We start from the raw sequence: 22,500 nt of genomic DNA on the forward strand, positions 1-22,500 counted from the left end.
GGCGCGCCGTCGGGCGGCACGTCCGGCCCGGCGGAACCCCCGGTGCCGGCGCGCTCCGGCCGGGGATTGCGGGCGGTGGGGGAGAGGCGGACAATGAACGCGGCTCGACAGCGATCTGACCAGCTGTTTTCGATGAAGAGTATGCGGCCGCGTGGAGAGGTACCGAGGGGCGGCGTGCCGTCGACAGGTCCGAGGTTCCGATCGACCCCAGGAGCACACCATGACGCAGTCCGTTTCCAGTGAACTCAAGACCAAGCACAGAGCGATGTGGGCGTCGGGTGACTATCCGCGCGTGGCCGTGGATGTGATCCCCGAACTCGGGCGGCGGCTGGTCGCCGCCGCGCCCGTCGGACCGGGCAAGAGGGTGCTGGATATCGCCGCCGGGGCGGGGAACGCCGCGATCCCGGCGGCGCGGACCGGTGCGGCCGTCGTCGCGAGCGACCTCACGCCGGAGCTGTTCGAGGCCGGCCGCCGCAATGCGGCCGCGGCCGGGGTGGCGGTCACCTGGGAGCAGGCCGACGCCGAGGCGCTGCCCTACGACGACGGCGCCTTCGATGTGGTCCTGTCCTGTGTGGGGATCATGTTCGCGCCGTTCCACCGGACCGCGGCCGACGAAATGATCAGGGTCACCGCGCCCGGCGGCACGATCGCCCTGGCCAACTGGACACCCGGCGGTTTCATCGGCCGGATGTTCGCCACCATGAAGCCCTACGCCCCGCCGCCACCCGCCGGTGCGCAGCCGCCCCCGCTGTGGGGTGATGAGGCGCATGTGACGGAATTACTGGGTGACCGGGTCAGCGGCGTGGAGATGCGCCGTGAGATGTTGCCCGTCGATGTGTTCGCCGACGGCGCCGCGTTCCGTGACTTCTTCAAGACCAACTACGGCCCTGCGATCTCGGTGTACAAGACCTTGGCGGGCGATCCGGACCGGGCCGCGGCACTGGACCGCGACCTCGCCGAACTCGGCGCCCGCAGCGATCTCGGCGGCGGCCGGATGGAATGGGAATACCTCCTGGTGACGGCGCGGCGAAGCTGAGCGGACCCTGTGGATCGGGCCGGACGGGACTTTCCCGGTCCGGGGGCGGGTTGTACCGAGGGCCCATAATGAGGGGGACGAAGGAGGAAGCGTGACCGAAACGCGGAAGGCGATCCTGGCCGGCGGGTGCTTCTGGGGTATGCAGGAACTGATCCGCAGGCAGCCCGGAGTGGTCTCGACTCGTGTCGGCTATACCGGCGGCAGCAACGACCACCCCACCTATCGCAACCATCCGGGGCACGCCGAGGCGGTCGAGATCGTCTACGACCCGGCGCGGACCGATTACCGGGCGCTGCTGGAGTTCTTCTTCCAGATCCACGATCCGACCACGAAGGACCGGCAGGGCAACGATATCGGCAGTAGCTACCGGTCGGAGATCTTCTACGTCGACGACGAGCAGAAGCGGGTCGCGCTCGAGACCATCGTCGATGTCGAGGATTCCGGGTTGTGGCCGGGCAAGGTCGTCACCGAGGTGAACCCGGCCGCCGAGTTCTGGGAGGCCGAACCCGAGCACCAGGACTATCTGCAGCACTTCCCCAACGGCTACACCTGCCATTTCCCGAGGCCGGGCTGGAAGCTGCCGAAGCGGCAGGCCACCGCCTAGCGTGCCGGGCGGGATTCCCGGCTCCACCGGCGCGATCCCGCGGGCCACTTCGGCTCGCGGGGTCGATGTCGTGCTGGGTAGTGTCGGTCGGGTGAGTAGGTGGACGCGCCGCAGGTTTCGCAAGATCGGCAGGATCGATCGGGCGGTAGGCGATACCGTGGCCGGATTGCCCGCCTCGAATCTGGACGCCGGATTGTTGCGCCTGACCTCGAGCGCCGATCACAGTCTGCTGTGGATGGGTGCGGCGGCACTGCTCGCGAGCAGCAGCGGATCCACCCGGCGGGCCGCGATGCGCGGGGTGGTCTCGGTGGCGGGCGCCAGTTTCGTGACCAATGTGGTGCTCAAATCGGTTTTCGCCCGGCGCCGCCCGGCGGCCGAGCTGATGCCCGGGTACCGGCGGCTGTCGCCGGCGCCCACGTCGTCGTCGTTCCCGTCCGGGCACAGCGCCAGCGCCGCGGCGTTCGCCACCGCGGTGGCGATGGAGAGCCCGCGCAGCGCGCTCTTCGTGGCCCCGGTGGCCGCCGCGGTCGCCTATTCGCGGGTCCACACCGGGGTGCACTGGGGTTCGGATGTGCTGGTCGGCGCGGCGGTCGGATCCGGTATCGCGCTCGCCACCCGGCGCTGGTGGCCGGTGCGGGAATCCGATGAGGCCGAGGCGAGTCCGGTGCCCGAGGTGCCGGTCCTGGCCGAGGGCAAAGGGCTCGTGGTGATGGTGAACCCGGTATCCGGCGATGCCAACTACGATCCCACCGATGATGTGATGGCCGCCCTGCCCGCCGCGACGGTCGTGCGGACCCGGCCGGATATCGACTGCGCGGATCAGCTCGAGCAGGTGCTGGCCGAGCAGCAGGAACCGGTGCTGGCCGTGGGCGTCGCGGGCGGCGACGGCACGGTGGCGTCGGTGGCGGCGCTGGCGCTGGGCAAGGAGCTGCCGCTGGTGGTGATCCCCACCGGCACGCTGAACCATTTCGCTCGCGACCTCGGCGTCTACGATCTGCGCGAGGTGATCGACGCGACCGGGGTGGGCGAAGCGGTCGCGGTCGATATCGCCGCTGTCGAATACGGCGACGAGAACGAGACGAGCACACGGCATCTCATCAACACCTTCAGTCTCGGGTCCTATCCGGATCTGGTCCGCCGCCGCGAGAAATGGGAGAAGCGCTGGGGTAAATGGCCGGCCTTCGCGGTGGCGCTGGTGGTGACCCTGCGCCGCGCCGAACCGATCGAGATCTTCCTCGACGGCCGCTGGCAGAAGGTGTGGTTCCTCTTCGTCGGCAACGGCCCCTACCATCCGCACGGTGCGGTGCCCGCCTTCCGGGACCGCCTCGATTCCGGTCTGCTGGATGTGCGCTGGCTGCGTGCCGATCTGCGCTGGTCGCGTACCCGCGCGGTGGTCGCGCTGGTACTGGCGGCGATCGGGCACAGCCGGGTGTACGGGGAACGGCAGCTACCGGAGTTGATCGTGCAACTCCCCGCCGCCGAGGCGCTCGCCGCGGACGGCGAGGTCATCGGCAGCGCCACCCATCTGCGGTTCACGATCGCGGGTCAGCTGCCGGTGTACCGGCGCGACGAATCCAATCCGCTGTGGATCAACCGCAGCCGTCCGCACCATCGGCGCGCGCCGTGGTTGCCGGAGGTGTTCCGGTTTCCGCGCAGCGGCCGGATGCTCCCCGACAACCGCGGTTCCGGCGCCTGATCCGAGCTGCCCGGGTTCGTGAATGCGGGCCTGCCAGGGGCGCGGCGATCCTACGATATGAGCACGTCGGCGAGTGACCGCTCGGCGACGGGTTCCACCGGCCCCGGCCGGGCTCGAGTAGGGCCGTCGTATGAGAAGTACCCTCGTTCCGATTCTCGCGGCGGCCGGGGTGCTGTTCGCCGCTACCGTGACCGCCGCCGCGGCCCCCGATCCCGCCGGCCGGACCGAGACGCCGGTCGCGTCCAGCTCGCCGGTCACTTCCGTACTGGAAACGGTTGTCGGCCTGCGTATCCCGCTGCCCGACTCGGCCGGGCCGCGGCCGGCGGCGTGTGACCGTCTCGCCTATCTGCGCTGGCGGCACGCCGAAGGCCCGGCCCGCTCCGCCGACGCCGACGCGGTACTCGTCGCCCAGCCCGGGGTTTTTGAGGGCGCCGCGGCTTTCGACACCCTGGCCCGCAACACCGTCGCGGCCGCGGCCCGCAACGGTCGCCATATCGAGTTCTGGGCCCTGGACCGCCGTTCGAACTGCCTCGAAGACCACACCGGGCGGCTGGCGGCCCTGGCCGCCCGCGACCCGCACCTCGCGGTCGACTACTACTTCCGCGGCGCCGCGGTGGCCGGGCGGACCTTCGCGGGATACGTCCCCGACTCCGCGCTGGGCTGGCTGGGCCGGGTCGGTCTGGCGCAGACCGTCCGCGATCAGTACGACCTGCTCACCGCCGAACTGCCGGATCCGGCGGTGCGGGCGCGGAAGGTGCTGTGCGGCGGGCATTCTCTGGGCGGTCTCATCACCGGGTTCTTCGCCGAATGGGATTTCGCCGGGGTGGCCGGCCGGGACCAGTGCGCGGGTTATTTCGCGCTCGACACGGCGGTCGGGACCTCGCTGTCCGCGCTGAGCGGCCTGCCGGACGCCTTGTTCGCGCCGGCCGGTCTCGGCTACGGGCCCACCCAGGCGGCCCTGGCGAGCGGCGTTCTGCCGCGGACCCTCGCGCTGCCCGCGGTGATCAATCCCGAGACGATGAATCTGCTGGGTATCGTCGGGCTCGCCGCCGCGGTGGCGCCCGCGGCCGAATCCGATCTGGCCCGCTACATCCCGCCGAACGCCAACCAGGACGCCACCTACCGGATCCTGCTGTCGCGGGATGTGCCGACCGCGCTGAGCGGCACACCGTCGGTGCGGGATTTCCGGGTCACCAACGCGGCCGCACTGGGGGCGTTCCTGGATGCCAACTCGCAGCCGGTGTCCATCCTGAAAACCGGTATCGGCTTCTTCGACGGCGGCCCGTTGGTGGACAAGGATTTCCCGCCCGATACCGCCGCGCTGTCGGCGCTACCCGGCCTGCGGGCACTCGCGGGGATGCTCGGCGGTGATGATCCGATGGCGATCACCGGACAGCCGCACGGGCCGCTCTACAGCTGGCGCGATTACAACGAGATCGCCGGTGCGCCGATTCCGGCCGGACGGAACGGCCGGCCTTTCACCACCGCCGCCGACGAGGTCACCAGCGTGCACGATCTGGCCCGCGGCCTCGCCGAGCATCCGCTGGATTTCACCGAGTGGTACTTCCCGCTGAAACTCACACTCGATATCGCCCAGAGCGGCGCACCCGAGATCACCCGCTACCGCCGCCATCCGGGGCCGGGCGCCGCGCCTGTCGTCACGCTGCTCGGCGGTTCCGGAATCGTGGTCGCGGCCGGTGGATACGGCGCTGGTGAAACGGTCGTCGCGCCCGGCTACCACCACCTGGACGTGATCACCGCGGCGGCGGTGCAGAACGACGGTGGTCCGGAGATCGTGTCCACGAGTCTGGCGCGCTTCGCCGCTCGCGTCACCGACTGACACCGGTTCGCCGCGTGCCGGCCGGAGTGCGGGGGACGACATCCGGTCGGTCGTTCGACGGAGTCACGGGTTCGACCGGCCGGTACCGGCGACCGGCGGTGCGGTCGGCGACCGGATGGGCAGCAGCCGGGTACCGAACAGCGCGGTGACCGCGAGCAGCGCGGTCGCGGCGAAAGCGGTCTGGAGTGCGTCCAGCCGCGCATCGGTGTTGATCGAGACCACGGCGTCGGCGGTGGCACCTCCCACCCCCGCGGTATCGAGTGCGTCGAGCAGCTGGGCGTCGGAGAGGAACGGGACACCGGCGGCCAGCTCGGTCGTCGCCTGCTCCTGTACGGCCGCCGGGACATCGGGATTGTTCTCGATCCCGTCGATCACCGAGGAGGTGAGCGCGCCGATGAGGATCGATCCGATCAGCGCGGTGCCCAGGGAGGCGCCCAGATAGGAAGCGGTGTTCTGCAATCCCCCGACCTCCGCGCTGCGGGATTCGGGCACCGCCGATACCGTCACCGCCCCCAGCTGTGAGGCCAGTGCGCCCAGCCCCGCGCCCATCAGCAGCATCGGCACCGCGACGACCCCCGCGTTCACCCCGGGGTCCATCCCGGCGGCGAGCAGCAGGATGCCGATGATCATCGACACCAGGCCGAGCCGCACCACGCGGCGCGGGTTCGCGCGCGGCAGGAACTTCGGAATCCCCAGCGCGGCGACGATCAACGCGATCGACAGCGGCAGCAGCCGGGCGCCGGTTCCCAGCGCACTGAGTTCCAGCACGACCGACAGGAACAGCGGTACCGCGAAGAACACCCCGGCCTGGACCGCGAACTGGGCGAAGAACATGGTGAGCCCGCCGGTGAGCTGCCCGTTGGTGAGCAGGCGCGGATCGAAGAGCGGTTCCCGTCCCGCCCGCACCCGCGCGGCCAGCCGCTCCCGGAACAACACCAGCACCAGCAGTCCGCCGAGCAGTAGCCAGATCACCGGCGACAGCCCGAGCACCACCGGACCGCCGGGGCGCGGCTGTATCCAGCCCCATTCGCCGGAGCGCAGGACGCCGTAGACGACCATGCCGAGACCGGCCACCGAGAGCGCCGCGCCCAGCAGATCCAGCCGGGCCCGCTCCGGCGGGCTGTCGGCCATCCGCCGCAGCAGCAGCATGATCACGGCCACCACGGCCACCTCACCGAAGAACACCAGCCGCCAGGAGGCGTAGGTGGTCACGGCGCCGCCCAGCAGCGGTCCCACCGCGACCGCGGACGCGCCGGCGGCCGCGATCAGCCCGTAGGCCGCGGCCCTCCGCTCGGCCGCGACATTGGCGGCCACCAGCGCCACGATCGCGGGCATGATGAGCGCGGCGCCGATCCCCTCCAGCAGCGACCAGCCCACCAGTAGTACGCCGAGATTCGGCGCGAGACCGGTGACCAGCGATCCGGTGCCGTAGACCAGCAGTCCGAGCGCGAAGACCCGGCGCCGGCCCACGATCGCGCCGATTTTGCCGCCGGTGATCATCAGCGACGCCATCACCAGGGTGTAGAGCGTGATGGCCGTCTGGATCCCGGTGATACTGGTGCCGACATCCTGGGCCACCGTCGCCATCGACACGTTCATCACCGAACTGTCGAGGGTCATCAGGAACTGCCCGGCGGCGAGCACCGCGAGCACCAGCGCGGAACCGCCGCGCGGCGGGGTGCCCGCGGCGCGGTCGCCGTTCACCGGATTCCCCGGAGTCGGGGCGGCACGGCTATTGCGCGCTGTAGTCGAACATCCACGGAATGGAGAAGCGGTCGGTGAGCATGCCGAACAGCTCCGTCCATTCGGTCTTCGCGAGATGCATATCCACCTTCCCGCCGACCGCGAGCGCTTCGAACACCCGCTCCGCCTCGTCCTTGTCACTGACCTCGAGACAGACGTTGAAATTCGGGCGCGACGAGACATCGACGGTCTGCCCGGGCGGGCAGTCCGAGCCCATCAGAATCTGCTCGGTGCCGTTGAGCGGTAGCGATACGTGCGCGACCAGGTTCTTCGCCTCGTCGGGGAGACCGGCGGCCTCACTCATATCGGCGAACCGGACCACTTGCAGTTCACCGCCGAACACGGATCGGTAGAAGGTGAACGCCTCTTCGGCGTTGCCGTTGAACATCAGGTACGGGTTGACCGACTTCACCTGGATCAGCTCCTTGACGTCGTTGTGCCGGGATGTCGGGATCGACGGAACACCTCTGCTGCCGCCGTCGCGGGGGAAGGCGGCCGTCGCATGGACTGACCGGCCGAGCGTATCCCCGATGAGCGCGATCCGGGGCAGATCCGCGGGACCGTGACCCGCGCGCGTCGCCCGACCCGCCCGGTGCGCGCGTCCTGCGGAAACTCACCCGGCGCCGGGTGAATACTCGGAGGTGTCCAGCGCCGCCCTCCGGGTGACGAGGCCCGGCCCGATGCTTGTGGAGGTTTCCATGGCATTGACCCACCCCGCGCACGAGCCGTCGTGGCAACGCGACGAGATCACCGTGAACCCGGTCTTCACCCGGGAACCGCTCGACATACCGCGTAACCGGCTGCCGTCCGGTGAGCTGGACAGCGATACCGCCTATCAGGTGGTCCACGACGAACTGCTGCTCGACGGCAACGCGCGGCTCAATCTGGCCACCTTCGTCACCACCTGGATGGAACCGGCGGCGCGGGTGCTGATGAGCGAATGCTTCGACAAGAACATGATCGACAAGGACGAATATCCGCGCACGGCCGAACTCGAACAGCGCTGTGTGCGGATTCTGGCCGATCTCTGGAACGCCGCCGACCCGGACGACGCGATCGGCTGCTCGACCACCGGATCCAGCGAGGCGTGCATGCTGGCCGGGCTGGCGTTGAAACGGCGCTGGCAGCAGCGGCGGCGGGCGGCCGGGCAGTCCACCGACCGGCCCAATCTCGTGATGGGCGCCAACGTGCAGGTGTGCTGGGAGAAATTCGCCGAGTACTGGGACGTCGAGGCGCGGCTGGTGCCGATGTCGGGGGAGCGGTTCCACCTCACCGCCGAGGAGGCGGTCGCCCGGTGCGACGAGAACACCATCGGGGTGGTGGCGATTCTCGGGTCCACCTTCGACGGCAGCTACGAACCCGTGGCCGAGATCTGCGCCGCCCTGGACCGGGTACACACCGAACAGGACTGGGATATCCCGGTGCACGTCGACGGGGCGTCGGGGGCGATGTTCGCGCCGTTCTGCGATCCCGGGCTGGAATGGGATTTCCGGCTGCCGCGCGTCGCCTCGATCAACACCTCGGGTCACAAATACGGACTGATCTATCCGGGTGTGGGATGGGTGCTGTGGCGCGACCGCGCGGCGCTACCCGACGAGCTGGTGTTCCGGGTGAACTATCTGGGCGGCCAGATGCCGACCTTCGCGCTGAACTTCTCCCGGCCGGGTGCGCAGGTGGTGGCGCAGTACTACACCTTCCTGCGGCTCGGCCATCGTGGTTACCAGCGGGTGCAGGGGTACTGCCGGGAGGTGGCCGCGGCCCTGGCGGACCGGATCGGGGCCCTGGGGCCGTTCCGGTTGCTCACCGACGGCCGGCAGTTGCCGGTGTTCGCGTTCACCCTCGCGCCGGAGGAGACCGGCTATTCGGTGTTCGATGTCTCGGCGGCATTGCGGGAACAGGGCTGGCTGGTTCCGGCCTATACGTTCCCGGCCGATCGGGAGGATCTCGCGGTACTGCGGGTGGTGGTCCGCAACGGATTCAGCCACGACCTCGCCGATCTGCTGGTCGAGGCTCTGCAGCGGGCGCTGCCACGGTTACGGGCCCAGCAGGCGCCGCAGCGCGGTCCCGAAGCCGCCTCGTTCTCGCACGGGGCCGACACCCATGTGCAGGGTGCCGGCCCGGCCGCGAGATGACCGGCCGAGCCCGAGGCCGGTATCTCCCGTCCTATCGTGCGGTACCCACACGATAGAGATCTACCTGGATGATGGACCGTTGTTCAGCGGTCAGAAAGCGCTGCCGGTGCCGGGGAGATAGATCCGGGGCAGGGGCAGGCCGTGGCCCTGGTTCCAGCCCCGGTTCCAGCCGCGGCCGTGGTTCCAGCCGCGGTTCCAGTCGTTGTCCCAGCCCTGATTCCAGCCGTGCCGGTTGCGGTTGCGGTGGCCGCGATCCCAGTCGATGCCGTCGTCGAACCAGCCGTTCCAGCTGCGCTGGCCGCGGTCGTGACGACCCCACCCGCGGTCGTGACGACCCCATCCGTCGTGGTCGTGGCGGCCGGGCCGGCTGACGTCCTCGACTGCGGCGTTGGGGGCGGGTGCGGGCGCCTCGGCGAGCGCGGGGGCGGCGGTGATCGCCAGCGGGGCCAGGGCGATCGCGGCGGTGGCCGCGATCCGGACGATGAGCCGGCGGGTCTGCGGGGTGCGATGCATAGTCGGTCCTCGGTCGGTGCCGCCGCGGCGGCGGCACGGTGTCGGTCGGATCTGACGCACTCGGGGTGCGATGTCGATGACCTGAACCGTACCGCTAAACAACGGCGCATTCAATAGGTGTCCGTTAATTGGGAAGAATCACCTGGTTCCGAGGACCGTTGTCCCGCACCCGGTTCGGCGACCGGGCGCGGCGAACTAGCCCGCCTCCGCCGTCCGGCCGGGCGCGGGCGCCGGCGGATCCAACCGCAGGACGCAGCGGGTCCGGGTGTAGATGGTCGGCATACATTCGTTGCAGTGCACACACGCCGACTCCGCCGACGCGTCGGCCCGGATGCGGTGCAGCAGATCCGGTTCCCGCAGCAGCGCCCGGCCCATGGCGACGAACTCGAACCCCTCCGACATCGCCAGATCCATGGATTCGCGGTCTGTGATCCCGCCGAGCAGTACCAGCGGCATGGCCAGTTCCCGCCGGAACTGGCGGGCGCGCTCCAGCAGATAGGCCTTCTCGTAGGGGTATTCGCGCAGGAACGCGCGGCCGATCATCCGGAACCCCCAGCGCGCCGCACCGGGCAGGGTTTTGGCGAACTCCTTGCGCGGCGCGTCGCCGTGGAACAGCAGCATCGGGTTCAGCAGCGAACTACCGGCGGTGAGTTCGAGGGCGTCGAGCGCGTCGTCGGCTTCCAGCCAGGCTGCCACCTGCAGTGATTCCGGCAGGGTGAAACCGCCGCGGATACCGTCCTCCATATTCAGTTTCGCGGTCACCGCGATCCGCTCACCCACCGCGTCGCGGACGGCTCGCGCGATATCGCGGGCCAGCCGGGCCCGATTCTCCAGCGAGCCGCCGTAGCGGTCCTTGCGCCGGTTGAGCAGTGGGCTCAGGAACGAACTCACCAGGTAGTTGTGGCCGAAATGGATTTCCACGGCATCGAACCCGGCCTCGATCGCCAGCCGTGCCGCGTTCGCGTGGGCGGCCACCAGTTCATCGATCTCGGCCTGGTCGGGCACTTTCATCGGACTCATCCCGAGCGGGCTGAAGAACCGGCTCGGAGCCAGGGCGGGGAGGCGATTGGACGCCGAATTGGCCACCGGCCCCGCGTGTCCGATCTGCGCGCTCGCGGCGGCGCCCTCGGCGTGGACGGCATCGGTGAGGCGGCGCAGGCCGGGTACCGCCTCGGGGCGCATCCAGATCTGGTGCCGGTCGGTGCGCCCGCCGGGGGCCACCGCGCAGTAGGCGACGGTCGTCATCGCGACCCCGCCCGCCGCGACCTCACGGTGGAATTCGACGAGGTCGTCGGTGACCAGTGCGTCGGGGGTGCGGCCCTCGAAGGTCGCGGCCTTGATCACGCGGTTGCGCAGGGTGAGCGGGCCCAGCGTGGCCGGGGCGAATACGTCGTTCATACGTTGTCTCCTGTCGGAGCGGTCAATCCGGCCACCACGAATTCGCGCAGGGTCGCCACGGCTCGCGGGGTCAGCGGGCGGTCGTCGACGGCCGCGCCGCCGAATCGGGTGATGATCAGGTCGAAGGCGAGCATCCAGCGGCGCCCGCTCTCGCGTTCGTCGATACCGGGCAGCAGTCCGTACCACGAATCGATCCGGAACCACTGCTGCTGCCACGGCCCGATCTGCCGGCCCAGGACGCACTGTGCGAGCAGGCGCAGGTGCAGGCGGCCGAGGGGGTCGGCGGTGAGATCGGTGAACGGTTCGAGGACCGCGTCCACGATCCGGTGCACGGGCAGCGGATCGGCGGTGACCTCGGCGAGCCGGTCGGCCCAGAGGGCCCCGAGGCGGTCCTCCAGCAGGGCCGCTACCAGGGCTTCCTTGGATCCGAAGTGGTAATGCACGGCAGCCGGGTTGGCCCCGGCGGCCGTGCAGATACCGCGGACCGAGACATCGTCGTATCGCTCGGTGAGCAGGAGCCGTTCGGCGGCGGCGAGCAGCCGCTCCCGGGTCCCGGCCGAGACTTTCTGGGGCATGCGTGTAGTGAACCACCGCGACGGGCTATTTTCAATCATTGATTGAAATATTGATTGATCGAAATCGGTCGATGCGGCGGTGCGGTGCGCCGGCCGGTCGGTTCAGTCGGCGAAGGCCGTCACGGTGGAACGCTCGGACCTGCTCGCGGCGACCAGACGGCCCCGCGACAGCACATAGCGGTCGGTGGGGGCGGTAGCGATGGCATCCTCGGTCCCGGTCGCCCGGATCGCCAGCAGATCCGCCCGGGCGCCGGGGACCGGTCCGGCGGCGGGCAGGCCCATGACCGCGCGGGCGCCGTCGCTCACCGCCGCGTACGCCTCCGCCGGAGTGAGATGTCCGGCCGTGACCAGCAGCATCGCGGTTTCCAGGGCATCGCCGCGGCCCATCGGATTGAAGGGGTCGCGGATATTGTCGGCGCCGGCCGCCAGCGCGATACCGGCGTCCAGCAACGCCCGGACCGCGGTGAGCCCCCGGGGTTTCGCCGCGTCGTGGTCGCGCCCCTGGAGATACAGATTGGTGATGGGCAGCGTGACGACGCCGATATCGGCCGCCGCGACCGCGGCGACGACCCGGGCCAGCACCTCCGGACCGGCCATACCCAGGCTGACGCAGTGACTCGCGGTGACCGGCATGGTGTCCGGCCGGTCGCGCATCTCGTGCGCGAGTTGTTCGAGCGTGAGCATGGCCGGATCGAGGCGTTCGTCGGTGTGCAGATCCACCCCGACCCCGCGAGCCCGGGCGATACCCAGTAACCGCCGCAGGTTCGGCCCGGGTTCGGGCGTCTGGTGCGGATGTCCGCCCACGAGATCCACGCCGAGATCGAGGGCGCCGTGGATCGCGGCGTCGGTCGCGGTGTAGGGGGCCAGGACCACCAGTTGGATATCCATGACCCCGGCCAGTTCGTCCCGTACCCGCACCAGCGCCCGTACCCCGCGCAGGGGGTCGTCACCGGCCAGCAGATTGATATGCGAGCGGACGGCGGTGGTGCCGTTGGAGAGCAGGCGCAGCGCCGCCCGGCGCGCCCGGTCGGCGATGGCGCCGACGGTGAGCCGCGGCCCGTAGCTCTCCCAGGCCGCGATGGCGGTCCCGAGATCGCCCGGCGGCGGGCCGATCTCGTCGAAGGACAGCGCCTTGTCGAGATGGACGTGCGGTTCCGCGGGCGCCGGAAGCAGCAGATATCCGGTGAGATCCAGTTCGCCGGGCTCCAGCGGGGTAGCCGCGGCGTCGAGCACCGAACCGACCCGGTCGCCCTCGATCCGGACGTCCACCCGGCGGCCGCCGGCCAGCCGCGCGTTGCGCAGTACCGGTACCGGCCGTCCGTCCGCGCGCCGGAAGCTAGGCGCCGAAGTCGCGTTTGCGGATCGCACAGTGGACTCCTTTCACGATATCGACCACCTGGGTCACCGAGAAATCACCGGCGGCGCTGAGGTAGAGATAGGCCTCGGTCGGCGCCATACCGGTTCGGGCGGAGAGGAATTCGACACTGCGGCGGGCGCAGTCGCGCATGGCGATATCGAGGCTCTCGTGCATCCCGAGCAGGATCCAGTGCTCGTCGGTCTCGGCGATCGGCCATCCGACGGGAGCTCCGGGTATCGACGTCACCACCGACAGCCGGGCGGTCACCCGCAGCGACCCCTCGAGCGCGGTGAGCGCGATCTCCCCGTTGCCCTGGGCGAAATGCGGGTCGCCGAGATAGAAACCGGCGCCCTCCACCTGAACGGGCAGGAAAAGCGAGCTACCGGAGACGATTTCGCGCAGGTCGATATTGCCGCCGAAGGGGCCCGGCGGGATCGTGCTCAGCGGTTCCCCGGCCGCGGGGGTGACGCCGCACAGACCCATGAACGGGCGCATCTCGATCCGCCCGCTCCCGCCGGCGAACTCGAACACCGCGGCGGGACCGTCGAGCGAACAGAATTTGCTGACCACCGGTGCGACGCCGCCGTCGGCGGTACGCGGCAGCGTCTCGGGCAGTGCGCCGCGGCCGTGCCTGCTGGAGATGATTCCGTACGGGACACGCGGGGCGAGGTCGAGGAAATCGACCCGCAGCCAGTCGCCCGGCGCGGCGCCGCGCACCCGCACCGGACCGAGCACGATATGCGGGCCCGGCGGGTTCGCTTCGCGGTGCAGCCCGGACTCCGCCAGCGCGACCGCGTCCGGCAGTACCGCCCGCGGGTCCACCCCGAACTGCCCGAAATAGGCGACCGGGTCGCGCCCCTGATCCTCCATCAGGCCCTCTTGGGAGACCGTATCGAAGGTGACGGTCTGCCCGCTGTCCACCACCAGGACCGGGGGTGTGCGCGGTACGGGCAGCGAACCCCAGCGCACGGTTTCGGGGGTGCAGTACAGGTAGTGATCCGCGGTGCCGGGGTCCGTACCGGCGGTCAGGATATCCACGGCTACGTGTGGTCGGCGAGGATCGCGCGGTGTTCGCGCCAGCCGCCCGGCGCGATGATCTCGCGGGCCGGATCGCCCGGTCCGGGCAGCCGGCGGCACACCATGCTCAGCGAGCCCCGGCCGTCCTCCAATTCGATCACCGAGAGTTCCAGTTCGGCGGGTTCCCGGGGCAGCAGGTTCTCGCGCAGATCGGCATAGGACACCCGGTAGATCTCGCCCGGTACCGGCCAGCCGCCTTCGGAAACCCTGGCGAGGCCGGGGAATACGTCGTCGAAGGAGAAGAACCGGTATTTCGGCGCGGTACGCACCGCGCCCAGGTACCGGGCCGAGGCGAGGGCGTCGTTGAGCGACCCGCCACGCATGGCCTGGCCGTTGACGAACATGAGAACGGCGTCGTCGGACATGATGAAGCTCCTTTGCGGCGTCGCGCTGCGCGCGGATACGCGGACTACGTGACTAGATGAGGGTGGTGTTACCGGGACCGCGCAGCGCGTGGATACGGGCGGCCGTGGTGGCGCGCTCGAGGTCGCCGCTGGAGAGGTCGTCGAGCAGGGTGCGGTGCTGCGACACCGGTTCGTGTCCCGGCTGCTGTACGTAGTCGTCGGTGGGGTAGAGGAACGCCTGGCGTTGCAGGAACGACGAGGTGACCGGGGTGAACGCCGCCCGGTTGATGGCCATGTGGAAGTCCAGGTGAGCCATCGAGTACTGCGGCGAACCGACGCCGTACTCGTGCAGCGCGGCGCCGAGGGGATCGAGCAGCGCGTACAGCGCGGGCCAATCCACGGTCTCGGTTTTTGCCGTGAGCATCTTCGCCGCCACCTGGTCGAAGGCGATACGCAGTTCGTGGAGTTCCGCCCGGGCCGCGGCGTCGAACTCCACCACCACGAGCTGGCCGCGCCGCACCCGCTCGACCAGTCCGTCGCTGGTGAGCCGTTGCAGCGCCTCCCGGATGGGAGTCCGGCTGACACCGAGTTCCTCCGCGATCTGCTCCTCGGTCAGCCGGATCCCACCGGCGTACTGACCGGTCGTGATCTGCTGGCGCAGGAAGCGGTACACCTGTTCGCGGACGCTCATCTGTTCGCGCGCAGGGGTGAGCCCCGTACCGGCCGGGGGGTTCACCGCGGACCCGCGCTCAGCAGGGCCGCGCGGCAGGCGTTGGTGGCGCGCTGCATGAAGGTCCCCGACATCACGTTCATTCCCGCCCGCAGTGCCGCGGTCTGGAGTGCGGAGACCCGGTTGTTCAGATCGAAGTAGCCGTTGCCCGGGCCGGTGATCTCGGCGAAATCGAAAGCGAAGGGGCGAGTCTCGGAATCGTCGGTCTCACCCCAGGTGGTGGTGTTGACGATCAGCGCCGGAAGCTGTTCGGCGCACAGCGCTTTCAGGTCCGGGGGCGCCACCTGCGCGGCCTCGAAGCGCCGCGCCCAGCCGGCCAGCGCCTCCGGATCGCGGGCGCTGCCCACCAGCCGGGCGCCGGGCCAGGCCCGGCGGCAGGCCAGCGCGACCGAATTCGAGGAACCGCCCGCGCCCAGGACCAGGACGCTGTCCGGTACGCGCCCGCCCATGATCGTCTCCATCGCCGCCTGGGCCGCCCAGCTGTTGGTATTGACCCCGGCGGTCGTACCCGCGCCCCGCACCACGGTGTCCACCACACCGGTACGCGCCGCCGATTCGGTCAGGGTTTCCAGCCGGCCCGCCACCTGTTGTTTCCACGGGCTCAGCACCAGGGCCAGATCCCAGGAGCCGTCGGCGACCAGCGCGTCCGGATCGGGAAACGGGAGGGTGTCGGCCACTTCGACATCCTGGGCGGTGAGCGCGTCGAGCAGCAGTGTCCCGCGCAGCGCATGCGGCGCGGTGGTGCCGATTCCGGCGATCACCGCGAGTGCACCGCCACAGGTCTCGGTGGCCGCCGCGCCGGTGATCCCCAGCCGGCGCACCTCGTCCAGACAGCGCGCCACGGTGTTGCGTATCGTGGCGGCGCCGTCGCCGCCGGAGTCGAGCAGAGATACTTGTGTCTCGGTCACGACTTCTCCCTCGTGATGGTCATGAACCGCGTGATATTCGCGGGCCGACGGATTGTCGCGGCACTCAGGATGCCGCGGTGACGGGCCGGCGGGCCGGGATCACCTGGCGGCCCGCGGGTTCCCCGATGATGTCACCCTTTTCGTAGACCAGACGTCCACGCAGATAGGTCGCCAGCACCGAACCGGTCAGCGGCCAGCCGTGGTAGGGCGTCACCGTATGTTTGGAGTGCAGCCCGGCGGAGTCGAGGGTGGATTCGGCGGTGGGATCGACGAGGACGAAATCGGCGTCGAAGCCCGGGGCCAGCTGCCCCTTCGACGCGATGGACCAGCGCTGTGCGGGCCGGTAGCAGCACAGCCGCACGATGTCCTCGATGCTCAGCCTGCCCCGGGCCGCCGCGGTGAGCAGCAGCGGGAGCATGGTCTCCACCCCGATGAAACCGCCGTAGGCCTTCCAGACATCGGTTTCGGCCTGCTCCTCGGCCGTATGCGGGGCGTGGTCGGTGGCGATGATGTCGACATCGCCGCGCGCGATCCCCTCCCACAGGGCCGCCACATCGGCGGCGGGCCGGATCGGCGGATTGAGTTTGACCAGGTTGCCGTAGTCGTCGTAGGCGGAGTCGTCGAGGAACAGATGGGCGACCAGGGTTTCGATCGTCACCCGGTGCCCCTGCGACCGCAGATCCATCACCCGGTTCAGGCCCGCCGCCGTGGACAGATGGTGGATATGCAGTTTCGTGCCGGCCTCGGTGGCCATGGTGATGATCCGAGTGACCGCCTCCACCTCCACGAATGCCGGCCGTCCCTCCAGATGCGCGCGGGGATCCTTGCGCCCGGACGCCTGTAACCGGTCGCCGAACATCCGCAGCAGATGGTCGTTCTCGGCGTGGACGCCGACCACCAGATCGGCGGCCGCCGCCGCTTCCAGGCCGCGGAAGATCGCCGCGTCGTTCGGGCAGCGGTTGTCGCCGGTGGTCTGGCCCATGAAGAGTTTGAAACCCATGGCCCCCAGTTCGGCCATCCCCGCGATCTCGTCGGCGTTGTCGTGGTCGAGCATGCCGTAGAGCCCGAAATCGACATACGCCTTGCCGCGCACCAGTTCCAGCTTGTCCCGATACCGCTCGGCGGTGGCGACGGGCGGTTTCGTATTCGGCATATCGACCACGGTGGTCACCCCGCCGGCTGCCGCGGCGCGGGTACCGCTGGCGAAGTCCTCCTTCTCGGTCATACCGGGTTCGCGCAGGTGGACGTGCATATCCACCAGACCCGGCAGGACCAGCAGACCGGTCGCGTCGAGCGTGGGGACGCCGTCGGCGGCGAGTCCCGCACCGACGGCGAGGACGGTGCCGTCCTTGACGGCGATATCGTGCCGGTGACGGCCGTCGTGAGAGACCACGGTGGCGCCGGTGACCACATAGTCCGGAGTGCTGAATGCGGGCATGAACTGGCCTTTCGAAAAGCGGCGGGAATCAGGACAGGGCGAGGTCGGGGTTCTCGGCGTACACCTCGCGGATGGGGCCGAGTTCGAAGAGATCGCCGACGGACAGTTTCAGCCCGCCGCCCGCGATCGAGGCGATATTTGCGGCGGCGTCCTCGTCGGAGATCGCGACGATCTGCTGGCCGGGGGTGCCGTTGCGGATGAGTTCGTTACCCGCGAGACAGCAGTCGAGGGTGGCGGCGCGGTCCAGATCGAGGGTGCGGCCGTAGTCGTCGACGGTGATATCGGCGGCCAGCTTCGGATCGGCCAGCACATCCTTCCAGCCGCGGATCTCGGCCTTCAGGAACGCCTTCAGTTTGTCGCGGTGGTTGTCGATATTGTCCTGGGTGGTGATGTAGGTCTGGCCCACCAGCGGGAAACCCATATCGGCCAGCAGCCGGGCATGGATATCGAAACCCTTGTGCCGCAGATCCACGACCTGGCTGTTGATGAACCCGAGGTAGCCGTCGATCTCCCCGGCGGTCATCCCGATCGGATCGCCCTGCACCGGGACCGTGGTGATCCGCGACTGGTCGAGACCGAGCGCGGCCATATAGGTCCGCCACACCGGTTCGCTGGACGAGGCGCAGCCGATGGTCTTGCCGTAGAGGTCCTCGGGGCTGTCGATGGGTTTCGCGCCCATAGACATGATGCAGCCGGCGTAGCGCTGATACACCGCGCCGACGATTTTCAGCGGCGCGCCCTTGGCGACCGCCGACCCCACGATGGGCACCTGCGAGACACCGGCGAAGGTGCGGGTGAGGACATCGGATTCGATGGGCGGCGCGGTCGGACCACCGGATACCAGATCCGATCCGGTGAATCCGGCCTCGCGGTAGTAGCCGTTGCGGTCGGCGAAATAGCTGCCGGCGAATTGGGTGTTCTTGATCCACGCGAGGCGCTGGGAGGCGACGCCGAAACCGTCGCCGGACCCGGTGGCGGCCGAGCCGCCGGATACGCAGGCCGTGAGCGCGGCCGAACCGGCCAGGGCCAGCCCGCCGGCGGCGAGGCTGCGAGTAAGGAAGGCGCGGCGGTCGAAATGTGCAGACATGGGTGCTCCGGGTAGTTGTGCGAGAGGGGAGTGGTCGGTGGGAGGGCTCAGCGAGGAGCGCTCATCCGGGCGGCGACGAGTTCCTCGACGATGGCCACGGCCTGATAGATCAGCACGCAGACCAGCGTGAGGACCACCACCGACGCCCACAGCCGGTCGAACTGGAATTCGTTGGCGGCCCGCAGCATCTGGCCGCCGAGACCCTCGCCGGTCGCCAGCCATTCGGCCAGTAGCGCGCCGACGACGGAGGTGGTCACCGCGACCCGGGCCGCCGCGAACCAGGTCGGAATCGCATGCGGCAGGGATACCTTGCGGAACGCGGTCAGCGGAGACGCGCCGAAGGCGGTGATCATATCGAGATCGGTACGCGGGGTCGCCCGGATACCGTGCAGCATGGTGAGCAGCGCCGGGATCACGACCACCGCGGCGCCGATGACGGCGGTGGCCAGGGCGCCCCGGCCGAACACCAGCACGAGGATCGGGGCGACGGTCACCATCGGGATCGCGTGCATCGCGGTGAGGGCCGGGGTGAACATGGCCTCGACGGTCCGGGAGAAATAGAACAGCAGCGAGACCGCGGCCGCCAGCCCGAGTCCTAGGACGTAGCCGTAGGCGGCGTCGGTGAGGGTGCGCAGGAGGTCCGCGGCGATGGCGGACCTGTTCGCCGCGGCCTCCGGGGCGGTGAGCAGATAGCCGAGCACATCGCCGGGGGATTTCGCGACGAACGGACTCACGTTCACCATGCGCAGGAAAACCGTCCAGACCAGCACGATGGCCACCACGGCGCCGGCGAAGGTGAGCAGGGTGCGGGCGGTGCTGCGCGCGAGACGATCGACGAGGAGCGTGTTCATACCCGGGCCTCCGTGTCGGTTCCGGCGGCCCAGGGGGTGGCGATACGTTCCACCGCCGCGACGAGCAGGAAGCAACCGCCCGCCAGCACGCTGCACACCAGCGTGATACCCCAGGTGCGCACCACGTCGCTGGACTGCTGCGCCACCACCAGGGCGGCGCCGAGTCCGCGTTCCTGGCCCATGAATTCGCCGATCACCGTGCCCAGCAGCGCCGCCGGTACGGCGATCTTCAAGGCGGTGAGGATATTCGGCAGCGCGTAGAGCAGTTGCACCTTGCGCAGCACCAGGTAGCGGCCGCCGCCGTAGGCGCGGACCAGATCCGCGCAGACGGGGTCGGCGTGGCGCAGCCCGTTGAGCGTGCCGACCAGGGTGGTGAAGAACACCGAGACCGCCGCCATGATCGCCGAGGTCACCGGCCCGTTGAAACAGGCCGCGAGAATCGGCGCGATGGCGATCAGCGGAATACAGGCCGAGGCGATACCCATCTGCAGGACCAGCTTCTCCACCGCCGGAACCGTGAGGACCAGGGCCGCGCAGCCTATCGCCGCCACATTGCCCCAGAAGAAACCGGCCGCGGCCGAGGCCAGCGTGACGGGCAGATGCAGGTTGTAGAAGGCGAATCCGTCGTCCGCCAGACCCCCGAGAATCTCCGTGGGCGGCGCGATGGCCGGTCCGAGGATTCCGGTGGCGCCGGTGAACTGCCAGATGGCGAGCACGATCAGTGTCCCGGCGATCGCCAGGTATTTCCGGTTGTTCACGACGGCGCTCCCGCGGCGACGGGCGCGGCGGCGTGCTCCGGGGCGCCGAACAGGACCCCGGAGAGCAGATCGACGTATTCGTGGAACGCGCTGGTCCGCATCATCTCCGGGGTGCGGGGCCGGGGCAGGTCGATCTCGACCACCTTCTGGACCCGGCCCGGCCGCGGGCTCATCACCACCACCGTGTCCGACAGGAATACCGCTTCGGAGATCCCGTGGGTCACCATCAGGGTCGTCGCGGGGCGTTCGGTCCAGATCCGCAGCAGTTCGACGTTCAGATTCTGGCGGGTCATATCGTCGAGCGCGCCGAACGGTTCGTCCAGCAGCAGGACCCGCGGTCGCACCACCAGGGCGCGGGCGATCGCCACCCGCTGCCGCATACCGCCGGACAGCTGCGCCGGGCGGGCGTTCTCGAAGCCGGTGAGGCCGACGAGGTCGATGAGGGCGTCGATGGCATCGTCGTCGGCCTTCTTCCGGGAGACCTCCAGCGGCAGCCGGATATTGGTGCGCACCGAACGCCAGGGCAGCAGGGCCGCGTCCTGGAACGCGATACCGAGATGATCGTGGCGGCGCATATCGCGCGGGGTCTCACCGTGGACCAGGGCCACTCCGGACGTCTGCGGTTCCAGCCCGGCCAGGATGCGCAGCACGGTGCTCTTCCCGCATCCCGAGGGGCCGAGCAGGGTGACGAATTCCCCTTCGCCGGATTGGATGTCCACGCCGTCGAGGGCGGTCACTTCCTTGCGGCCCGCCTTGAATGTCTTGGTCAGACCGCCGATATGGATGCCGGGTGCGGTAGGCGAGACCATAGGTTCTCCTCGATCGAAGCACTCCGTCTTGTATCCGAGTTTGGATCCAAGCTCGGATACGAAGCTACGGACGCCACGTTTCGTCGCCGTGAATCGAGGGCACGGTCGCATTACATTCCGCTCACCGGCGCACCCGTAATCCGCCGCCGGACCCCGGATTACGCCGGGTGCGGGGGATCGGTGTGGAGAATCGGCCGGCCGGCGGGAACTGCATGTCCGCCCGGACCGTCTTCCCGTCCAGGGTGAAGGTCACGACGCTCGGACCGCCCTGCGGGCACCCGGCACGGCGGCGGGATATCCCGTGGGACACCCCGCCGCCGATCGGATCACCTACCGGGTGGCGTCTGTTGCTGCTGCGCCTCCTGGCGGGCGATGCGGTCCTCGTGGATCCGGACCAGTTCGCGGAACCCGATCCGGTCCCAGCCGGGTTTCGGCTGGATACCCCAGTCGTCCTGGGCCGTCCGCTGTCCCGCGGCTTCCGGCGGACCACCGAACGGCGGGCCGGACAGGGGGTAGGGGTGTTCGCATTCGAGGGTGTCGTCGGAGTAGCGGACCTTCATCAGTTCGCTGCAGATCTCGGTGAACGACAGGGTCGGCCAGCCGTACCACAGCGCCAGCGCCGGGACGGTGAACGCGCCCTCGATCACCAGTGCGAAGAGGCAGACGAAGATCGCGCGCCGCAGCCAGCGGTGCATCCGGGCGTAGGGAGCGGTGGTGCCCAGTGGCAGTTCTTCTCTACCGGCATCGCTGGTGGTGGGTGTTTTCTCTGTGCTCATGGGGGTGTCCTTCGAGCGGGGGCTGCCCGGTCAGTCGGAGAAGATCTCGCGGTTGACGGTGTGCAGATAGGGAATCGCCAGGAACGGCGTGATGTAGAAGATGTCGTAGAGCCACCAGCCGATCACCGGCAGTACGACCCCGTCGTAACGCACATCGGCGTACATGGTCATGTTGAACGTGTAGCCGATCCAGATCACCAGGCCGAACCAGCAGGTGACGATCATCCACTGGTGACCCCACCGCTTCATCTGCAGGAACGCGATGGCGGCGGCGATGCGCATCGGGAAGACGGTGAGCATCAGGGCGACCTCCCAGCCCTTCTCACCCGGTGCGCCGGCTCCGCCGATCCACAGTTCGTTGTAGTGCCAGAAGTAGCCCGCGTCGAAGAAATTGCCCCAGGCGGTGAGGATCACGCGGTTGATCAGGGTGTGGTTGGCGATGAGGTCCAGGGCCCAGCCGAGACTGTTCAGCGCGGCGTCCAGGATCACCAGATAGCCGATCAGCGTGACGATGATGGGCCGCACCGAGAGTCCGGACTGCTGGGCCCGGCGCTGCAGCCACACCCCGCGCAGGAAGATCGGCAGGCCGACGATTCCGAGTACCAGGGTGCCCATCAGCAGCGTCCCGGCGGTGAGCCACCAGTCGGCCTCCCGCTGGGCGCGGCGTGATTCGTCGTGGTGTTCGTCGTAGGCGTCCTTGGGCCCGGCCGTCACGGCGCCGCGCCAGGGCAGCGGGAATGTCGAGAGTTTCACGAGGGCTCCTACCAATCCCGGACCGAATACATATGCAACTGGATGAGGAACATCGCCAGTAGGAATCCATAGGCG

At 69.4% G+C, this 22,500-nt stretch carries 22 protein-coding genes; 5 read left to right on the forward strand and 17 right to left on the reverse strand.

The window, feature by feature from the left end; translation table 11 throughout:
* Positions 1-220: 220 nt before the first annotated feature.
* The 4 genes from ACZ6SF_RS17010 (at position 221) to ACZ6SF_RS17025 (ending at position 5,176) form a co-directional block, all read left to right on the forward strand.
* Entirely contained in the window at positions 221-1,036 is an 816-nt protein-coding gene (locus tag ACZ6SF_RS17010; protein ID WP_466063082.1) for a class I SAM-dependent methyltransferase, read from the forward strand.
* Between the two features lie 91 nt (positions 1,037-1,127).
* Complete coding sequence (msrA, locus tag ACZ6SF_RS17015) at positions 1,128-1,640, forward strand: peptide-methionine (S)-S-oxide reductase MsrA (RefSeq protein ID WP_466063083.1); 513 nt, start codon at positions 1,128-1,130, stop codon at positions 1,638-1,640.
* 91 nt (positions 1,641-1,731) lie between these two features.
* Complete coding sequence (locus ACZ6SF_RS17020) at positions 1,732-3,336, forward strand: phosphatase PAP2 family protein (protein WP_466063084.1); 1,605 nt, start codon at positions 1,732-1,734, stop codon at positions 3,334-3,336.
* 130 nt (positions 3,337-3,466) lie between these two features.
* On the forward strand, positions 3,467-5,176 hold the full coding sequence (locus tag ACZ6SF_RS17025) for a hypothetical protein (RefSeq protein ID WP_466063085.1): 1,710 nt from the start codon (positions 3,467-3,469) through the stop codon (positions 5,174-5,176).
* Positions 5,177-5,239: 63 nt separating this feature from the next.
* Here the strand turns inward: ACZ6SF_RS17025 and ACZ6SF_RS17030 are convergent, their stop codons facing one another.
* Together ACZ6SF_RS17030 and ACZ6SF_RS17035 are read right to left on the reverse strand one after the other, a co-directional pair.
* Positions 5,240-6,880 carry an MFS transporter gene (locus ACZ6SF_RS17030; protein ID WP_466063086.1) on the reverse strand — a complete coding sequence of 547 codons (1,641 nt, stop codon included), beginning with the start codon at positions 6,878-6,880 and terminating at the stop codon, positions 5,240-5,242.
* Positions 6,881-6,908: 28 nt separating this feature from the next.
* Entirely contained in the window at positions 6,909-7,331 is a 423-nt protein-coding gene (locus ACZ6SF_RS17035) for a VOC family protein (protein ID WP_466063087.1), read from the reverse strand.
* 286 nt (positions 7,332-7,617) lie between these two features.
* Here ACZ6SF_RS17035 and ACZ6SF_RS17040 point away from each other — a divergent pair, with 286 nt between their 5' ends.
* The gene (locus ACZ6SF_RS17040; RefSeq protein ID WP_466063088.1) at positions 7,618-9,051 is read left to right on the forward strand and encodes a glutamate decarboxylase; all 1,434 of its coding nucleotides are present in this window, start codon (positions 7,618-7,620) and stop codon (positions 9,049-9,051) included.
* Between the two features lie 90 nt (positions 9,052-9,141).
* On the opposite strand, the gene ACZ6SF_RS17045 is transcribed toward ACZ6SF_RS17040, so the two are convergent.
* The 15 genes from ACZ6SF_RS17045 to ACZ6SF_RS17115 form a co-directional block, all read right to left on the reverse strand.
* On the reverse strand, positions 9,142-9,564 hold the full coding sequence (locus ACZ6SF_RS17045; protein ID WP_466063089.1) for a hypothetical protein: 423 nt from the start codon (positions 9,562-9,564) through the stop codon (positions 9,142-9,144).
* Between the two features lie 195 nt (positions 9,565-9,759).
* Positions 9,760-10,962 (reverse strand): NADH:flavin oxidoreductase, encoded by a 1,203-nt coding sequence (locus ACZ6SF_RS17050; protein WP_466063090.1) that lies wholly within the window; start codon positions 10,960-10,962, stop codon positions 9,760-9,762.
* Positions 10,959-11,537: a TetR/AcrR family transcriptional regulator gene (locus ACZ6SF_RS17055; RefSeq protein ID WP_466063091.1), complete on the reverse strand. Its 579-nt coding sequence runs from the start codon at positions 11,535-11,537 to the stop codon at positions 10,959-10,961. The genes ACZ6SF_RS17050 and ACZ6SF_RS17055 overlap by 4 nt, the downstream gene beginning before the upstream one ends.
* A 102-nt stretch (positions 11,538-11,639) precedes the next feature.
* Entirely contained in the window at positions 11,640-12,905 is a 1,266-nt protein-coding gene (locus ACZ6SF_RS17060; RefSeq protein ID WP_466063092.1) for an amidohydrolase family protein, read from the reverse strand.
* The gene (locus ACZ6SF_RS17065) at positions 12,874-13,932 is read right to left on the reverse strand and encodes an acetamidase/formamidase family protein (protein ID WP_466063094.1); all 1,059 of its coding nucleotides are present in this window, start codon (positions 13,930-13,932) and stop codon (positions 12,874-12,876) included. The genes ACZ6SF_RS17060 and ACZ6SF_RS17065 overlap by 32 nt, the downstream gene beginning before the upstream one ends.
* A 2-nt stretch (positions 13,933-13,934) precedes the next feature.
* Positions 13,935-14,336 carry an allophanate hydrolase-related protein gene (locus ACZ6SF_RS17070; protein ID WP_466063095.1) on the reverse strand — a complete coding sequence of 134 codons (402 nt, stop codon included), beginning with the start codon at positions 14,334-14,336 and terminating at the stop codon, positions 13,935-13,937.
* Positions 14,337-14,388: 52 nt separating this feature from the next.
* Entirely contained in the window at positions 14,389-15,006 is a 618-nt protein-coding gene (locus tag ACZ6SF_RS17075; protein ID WP_466063096.1) for a GntR family transcriptional regulator, read from the reverse strand.
* A 41-nt stretch (positions 15,007-15,047) separates the two neighbouring features.
* Positions 15,048-15,953, reverse strand: coding sequence for a hypothetical protein (locus ACZ6SF_RS17080; protein ID WP_466063097.1), 906 nt, complete (start codon positions 15,951-15,953; stop codon positions 15,048-15,050).
* Between the two features lie 64 nt (positions 15,954-16,017).
* Complete coding sequence (gene allB / locus ACZ6SF_RS17085; RefSeq protein ID WP_466063098.1) at positions 16,018-17,391, reverse strand: allantoinase AllB; 1,374 nt, start codon at positions 17,389-17,391, stop codon at positions 16,018-16,020.
* A 28-nt stretch (positions 17,392-17,419) separates the two neighbouring features.
* Positions 17,420-18,478 (reverse strand): ABC transporter substrate-binding protein, encoded by a 1,059-nt coding sequence (locus ACZ6SF_RS17090; RefSeq protein WP_466063099.1) that lies wholly within the window; start codon positions 18,476-18,478, stop codon positions 17,420-17,422.
* Positions 18,479-18,525: 47 nt separating this feature from the next.
* Entirely contained in the window at positions 18,526-19,329 is an 804-nt protein-coding gene (locus ACZ6SF_RS17095) for an ABC transporter permease (RefSeq protein WP_466063100.1), read from the reverse strand.
* Complete coding sequence (locus ACZ6SF_RS17100) at positions 19,326-20,087, reverse strand: ABC transporter permease (RefSeq protein WP_466063101.1); 762 nt, start codon at positions 20,085-20,087, stop codon at positions 19,326-19,328. The genes ACZ6SF_RS17095 and ACZ6SF_RS17100 overlap by 4 nt, the downstream gene beginning before the upstream one ends.
* Positions 20,084-20,896, reverse strand: a complete 813-nt coding sequence (locus ACZ6SF_RS17105) for an ABC transporter ATP-binding protein (RefSeq protein ID WP_466063102.1) — start codon at positions 20,894-20,896, stop codon at positions 20,084-20,086. The genes ACZ6SF_RS17100 and ACZ6SF_RS17105 overlap by 4 nt, the downstream gene beginning before the upstream one ends.
* A 326-nt stretch (positions 20,897-21,222) precedes the next feature.
* Complete coding sequence (locus ACZ6SF_RS17110) at positions 21,223-21,672, reverse strand: hypothetical protein (protein ID WP_466063103.1); 450 nt, start codon at positions 21,670-21,672, stop codon at positions 21,223-21,225.
* 30 nt (positions 21,673-21,702) lie between these two features.
* Complete coding sequence (locus ACZ6SF_RS17115; RefSeq protein WP_466063606.1) at positions 21,703-22,404, reverse strand: hypothetical protein; 702 nt, start codon at positions 22,402-22,404, stop codon at positions 21,703-21,705.
* Between the last annotated feature and the right edge of the window lie 96 nt (positions 22,405-22,500).

Source organism: Nocardia sp. NPDC049935, from assembly GCF_055586645.1.

Coding starts and splice junctions, on each gene's coding strand:
- ACZ6SF_RS17025 (WP_466063085.1), top strand. CDS start 3,467: ATGAGAAGTACCCTCGTTCCGATTCTCGCGGCGGCCGGGGTGCTGTTC.
- ACZ6SF_RS17090 (WP_466063099.1), bottom strand. CDS start 18,478: ATGTCTGCACATTTCGACCGCCGCGCCTTCCTTACTCGCAGCCTCGCC.
- allB (WP_466063098.1), bottom strand. CDS start 17,391: ATGCCCGCATTCAGCACTCCGGACTATGTGGTCACCGGCGCCACCGTG.
- ACZ6SF_RS17040 (WP_466063088.1), top strand. CDS start 7,618: ATGGCATTGACCCACCCCGCGCACGAGCCGTCGTGGCAACGCGACGAG.
- ACZ6SF_RS17095 (WP_466063100.1), bottom strand. CDS start 19,329: ATGAACACGCTCCTCGTCGATCGTCTCGCGCGCAGCACCGCCCGCACC.
- ACZ6SF_RS17055 (WP_466063091.1), bottom strand. CDS start 11,537: ATGCCCCAGAAAGTCTCGGCCGGGACCCGGGAGCGGCTGCTCGCCGCC.
- ACZ6SF_RS17045 (WP_466063089.1), bottom strand. CDS start 9,564: ATGCATCGCACCCCGCAGACCCGCCGGCTCATCGTCCGGATCGCGGCC.
- ACZ6SF_RS17105 (WP_466063102.1), bottom strand. CDS start 20,896: ATGGTCTCGCCTACCGCACCCGGCATCCATATCGGCGGTCTGACCAAG.
- ACZ6SF_RS17010 (WP_466063082.1), top strand. CDS start 221: ATGACGCAGTCCGTTTCCAGTGAACTCAAGACCAAGCACAGAGCGATG.
- ACZ6SF_RS17050 (WP_466063090.1), bottom strand. CDS start 10,962: ATGAACGACGTATTCGCCCCGGCCACGCTGGGCCCGCTCACCCTGCGC.
- ACZ6SF_RS17075 (WP_466063096.1), bottom strand. CDS start 15,006: ATGAGCGTCCGCGAACAGGTGTACCGCTTCCTGCGCCAGCAGATCACG.
- ACZ6SF_RS17110 (WP_466063103.1), bottom strand. CDS start 21,672: ATGAGCACAGAGAAAACACCCACCACCAGCGATGCCGGTAGAGAAGAA.
- ACZ6SF_RS17070 (WP_466063095.1), bottom strand. CDS start 14,336: ATGTCCGACGACGCCGTTCTCATGTTCGTCAACGGCCAGGCCATGCGT.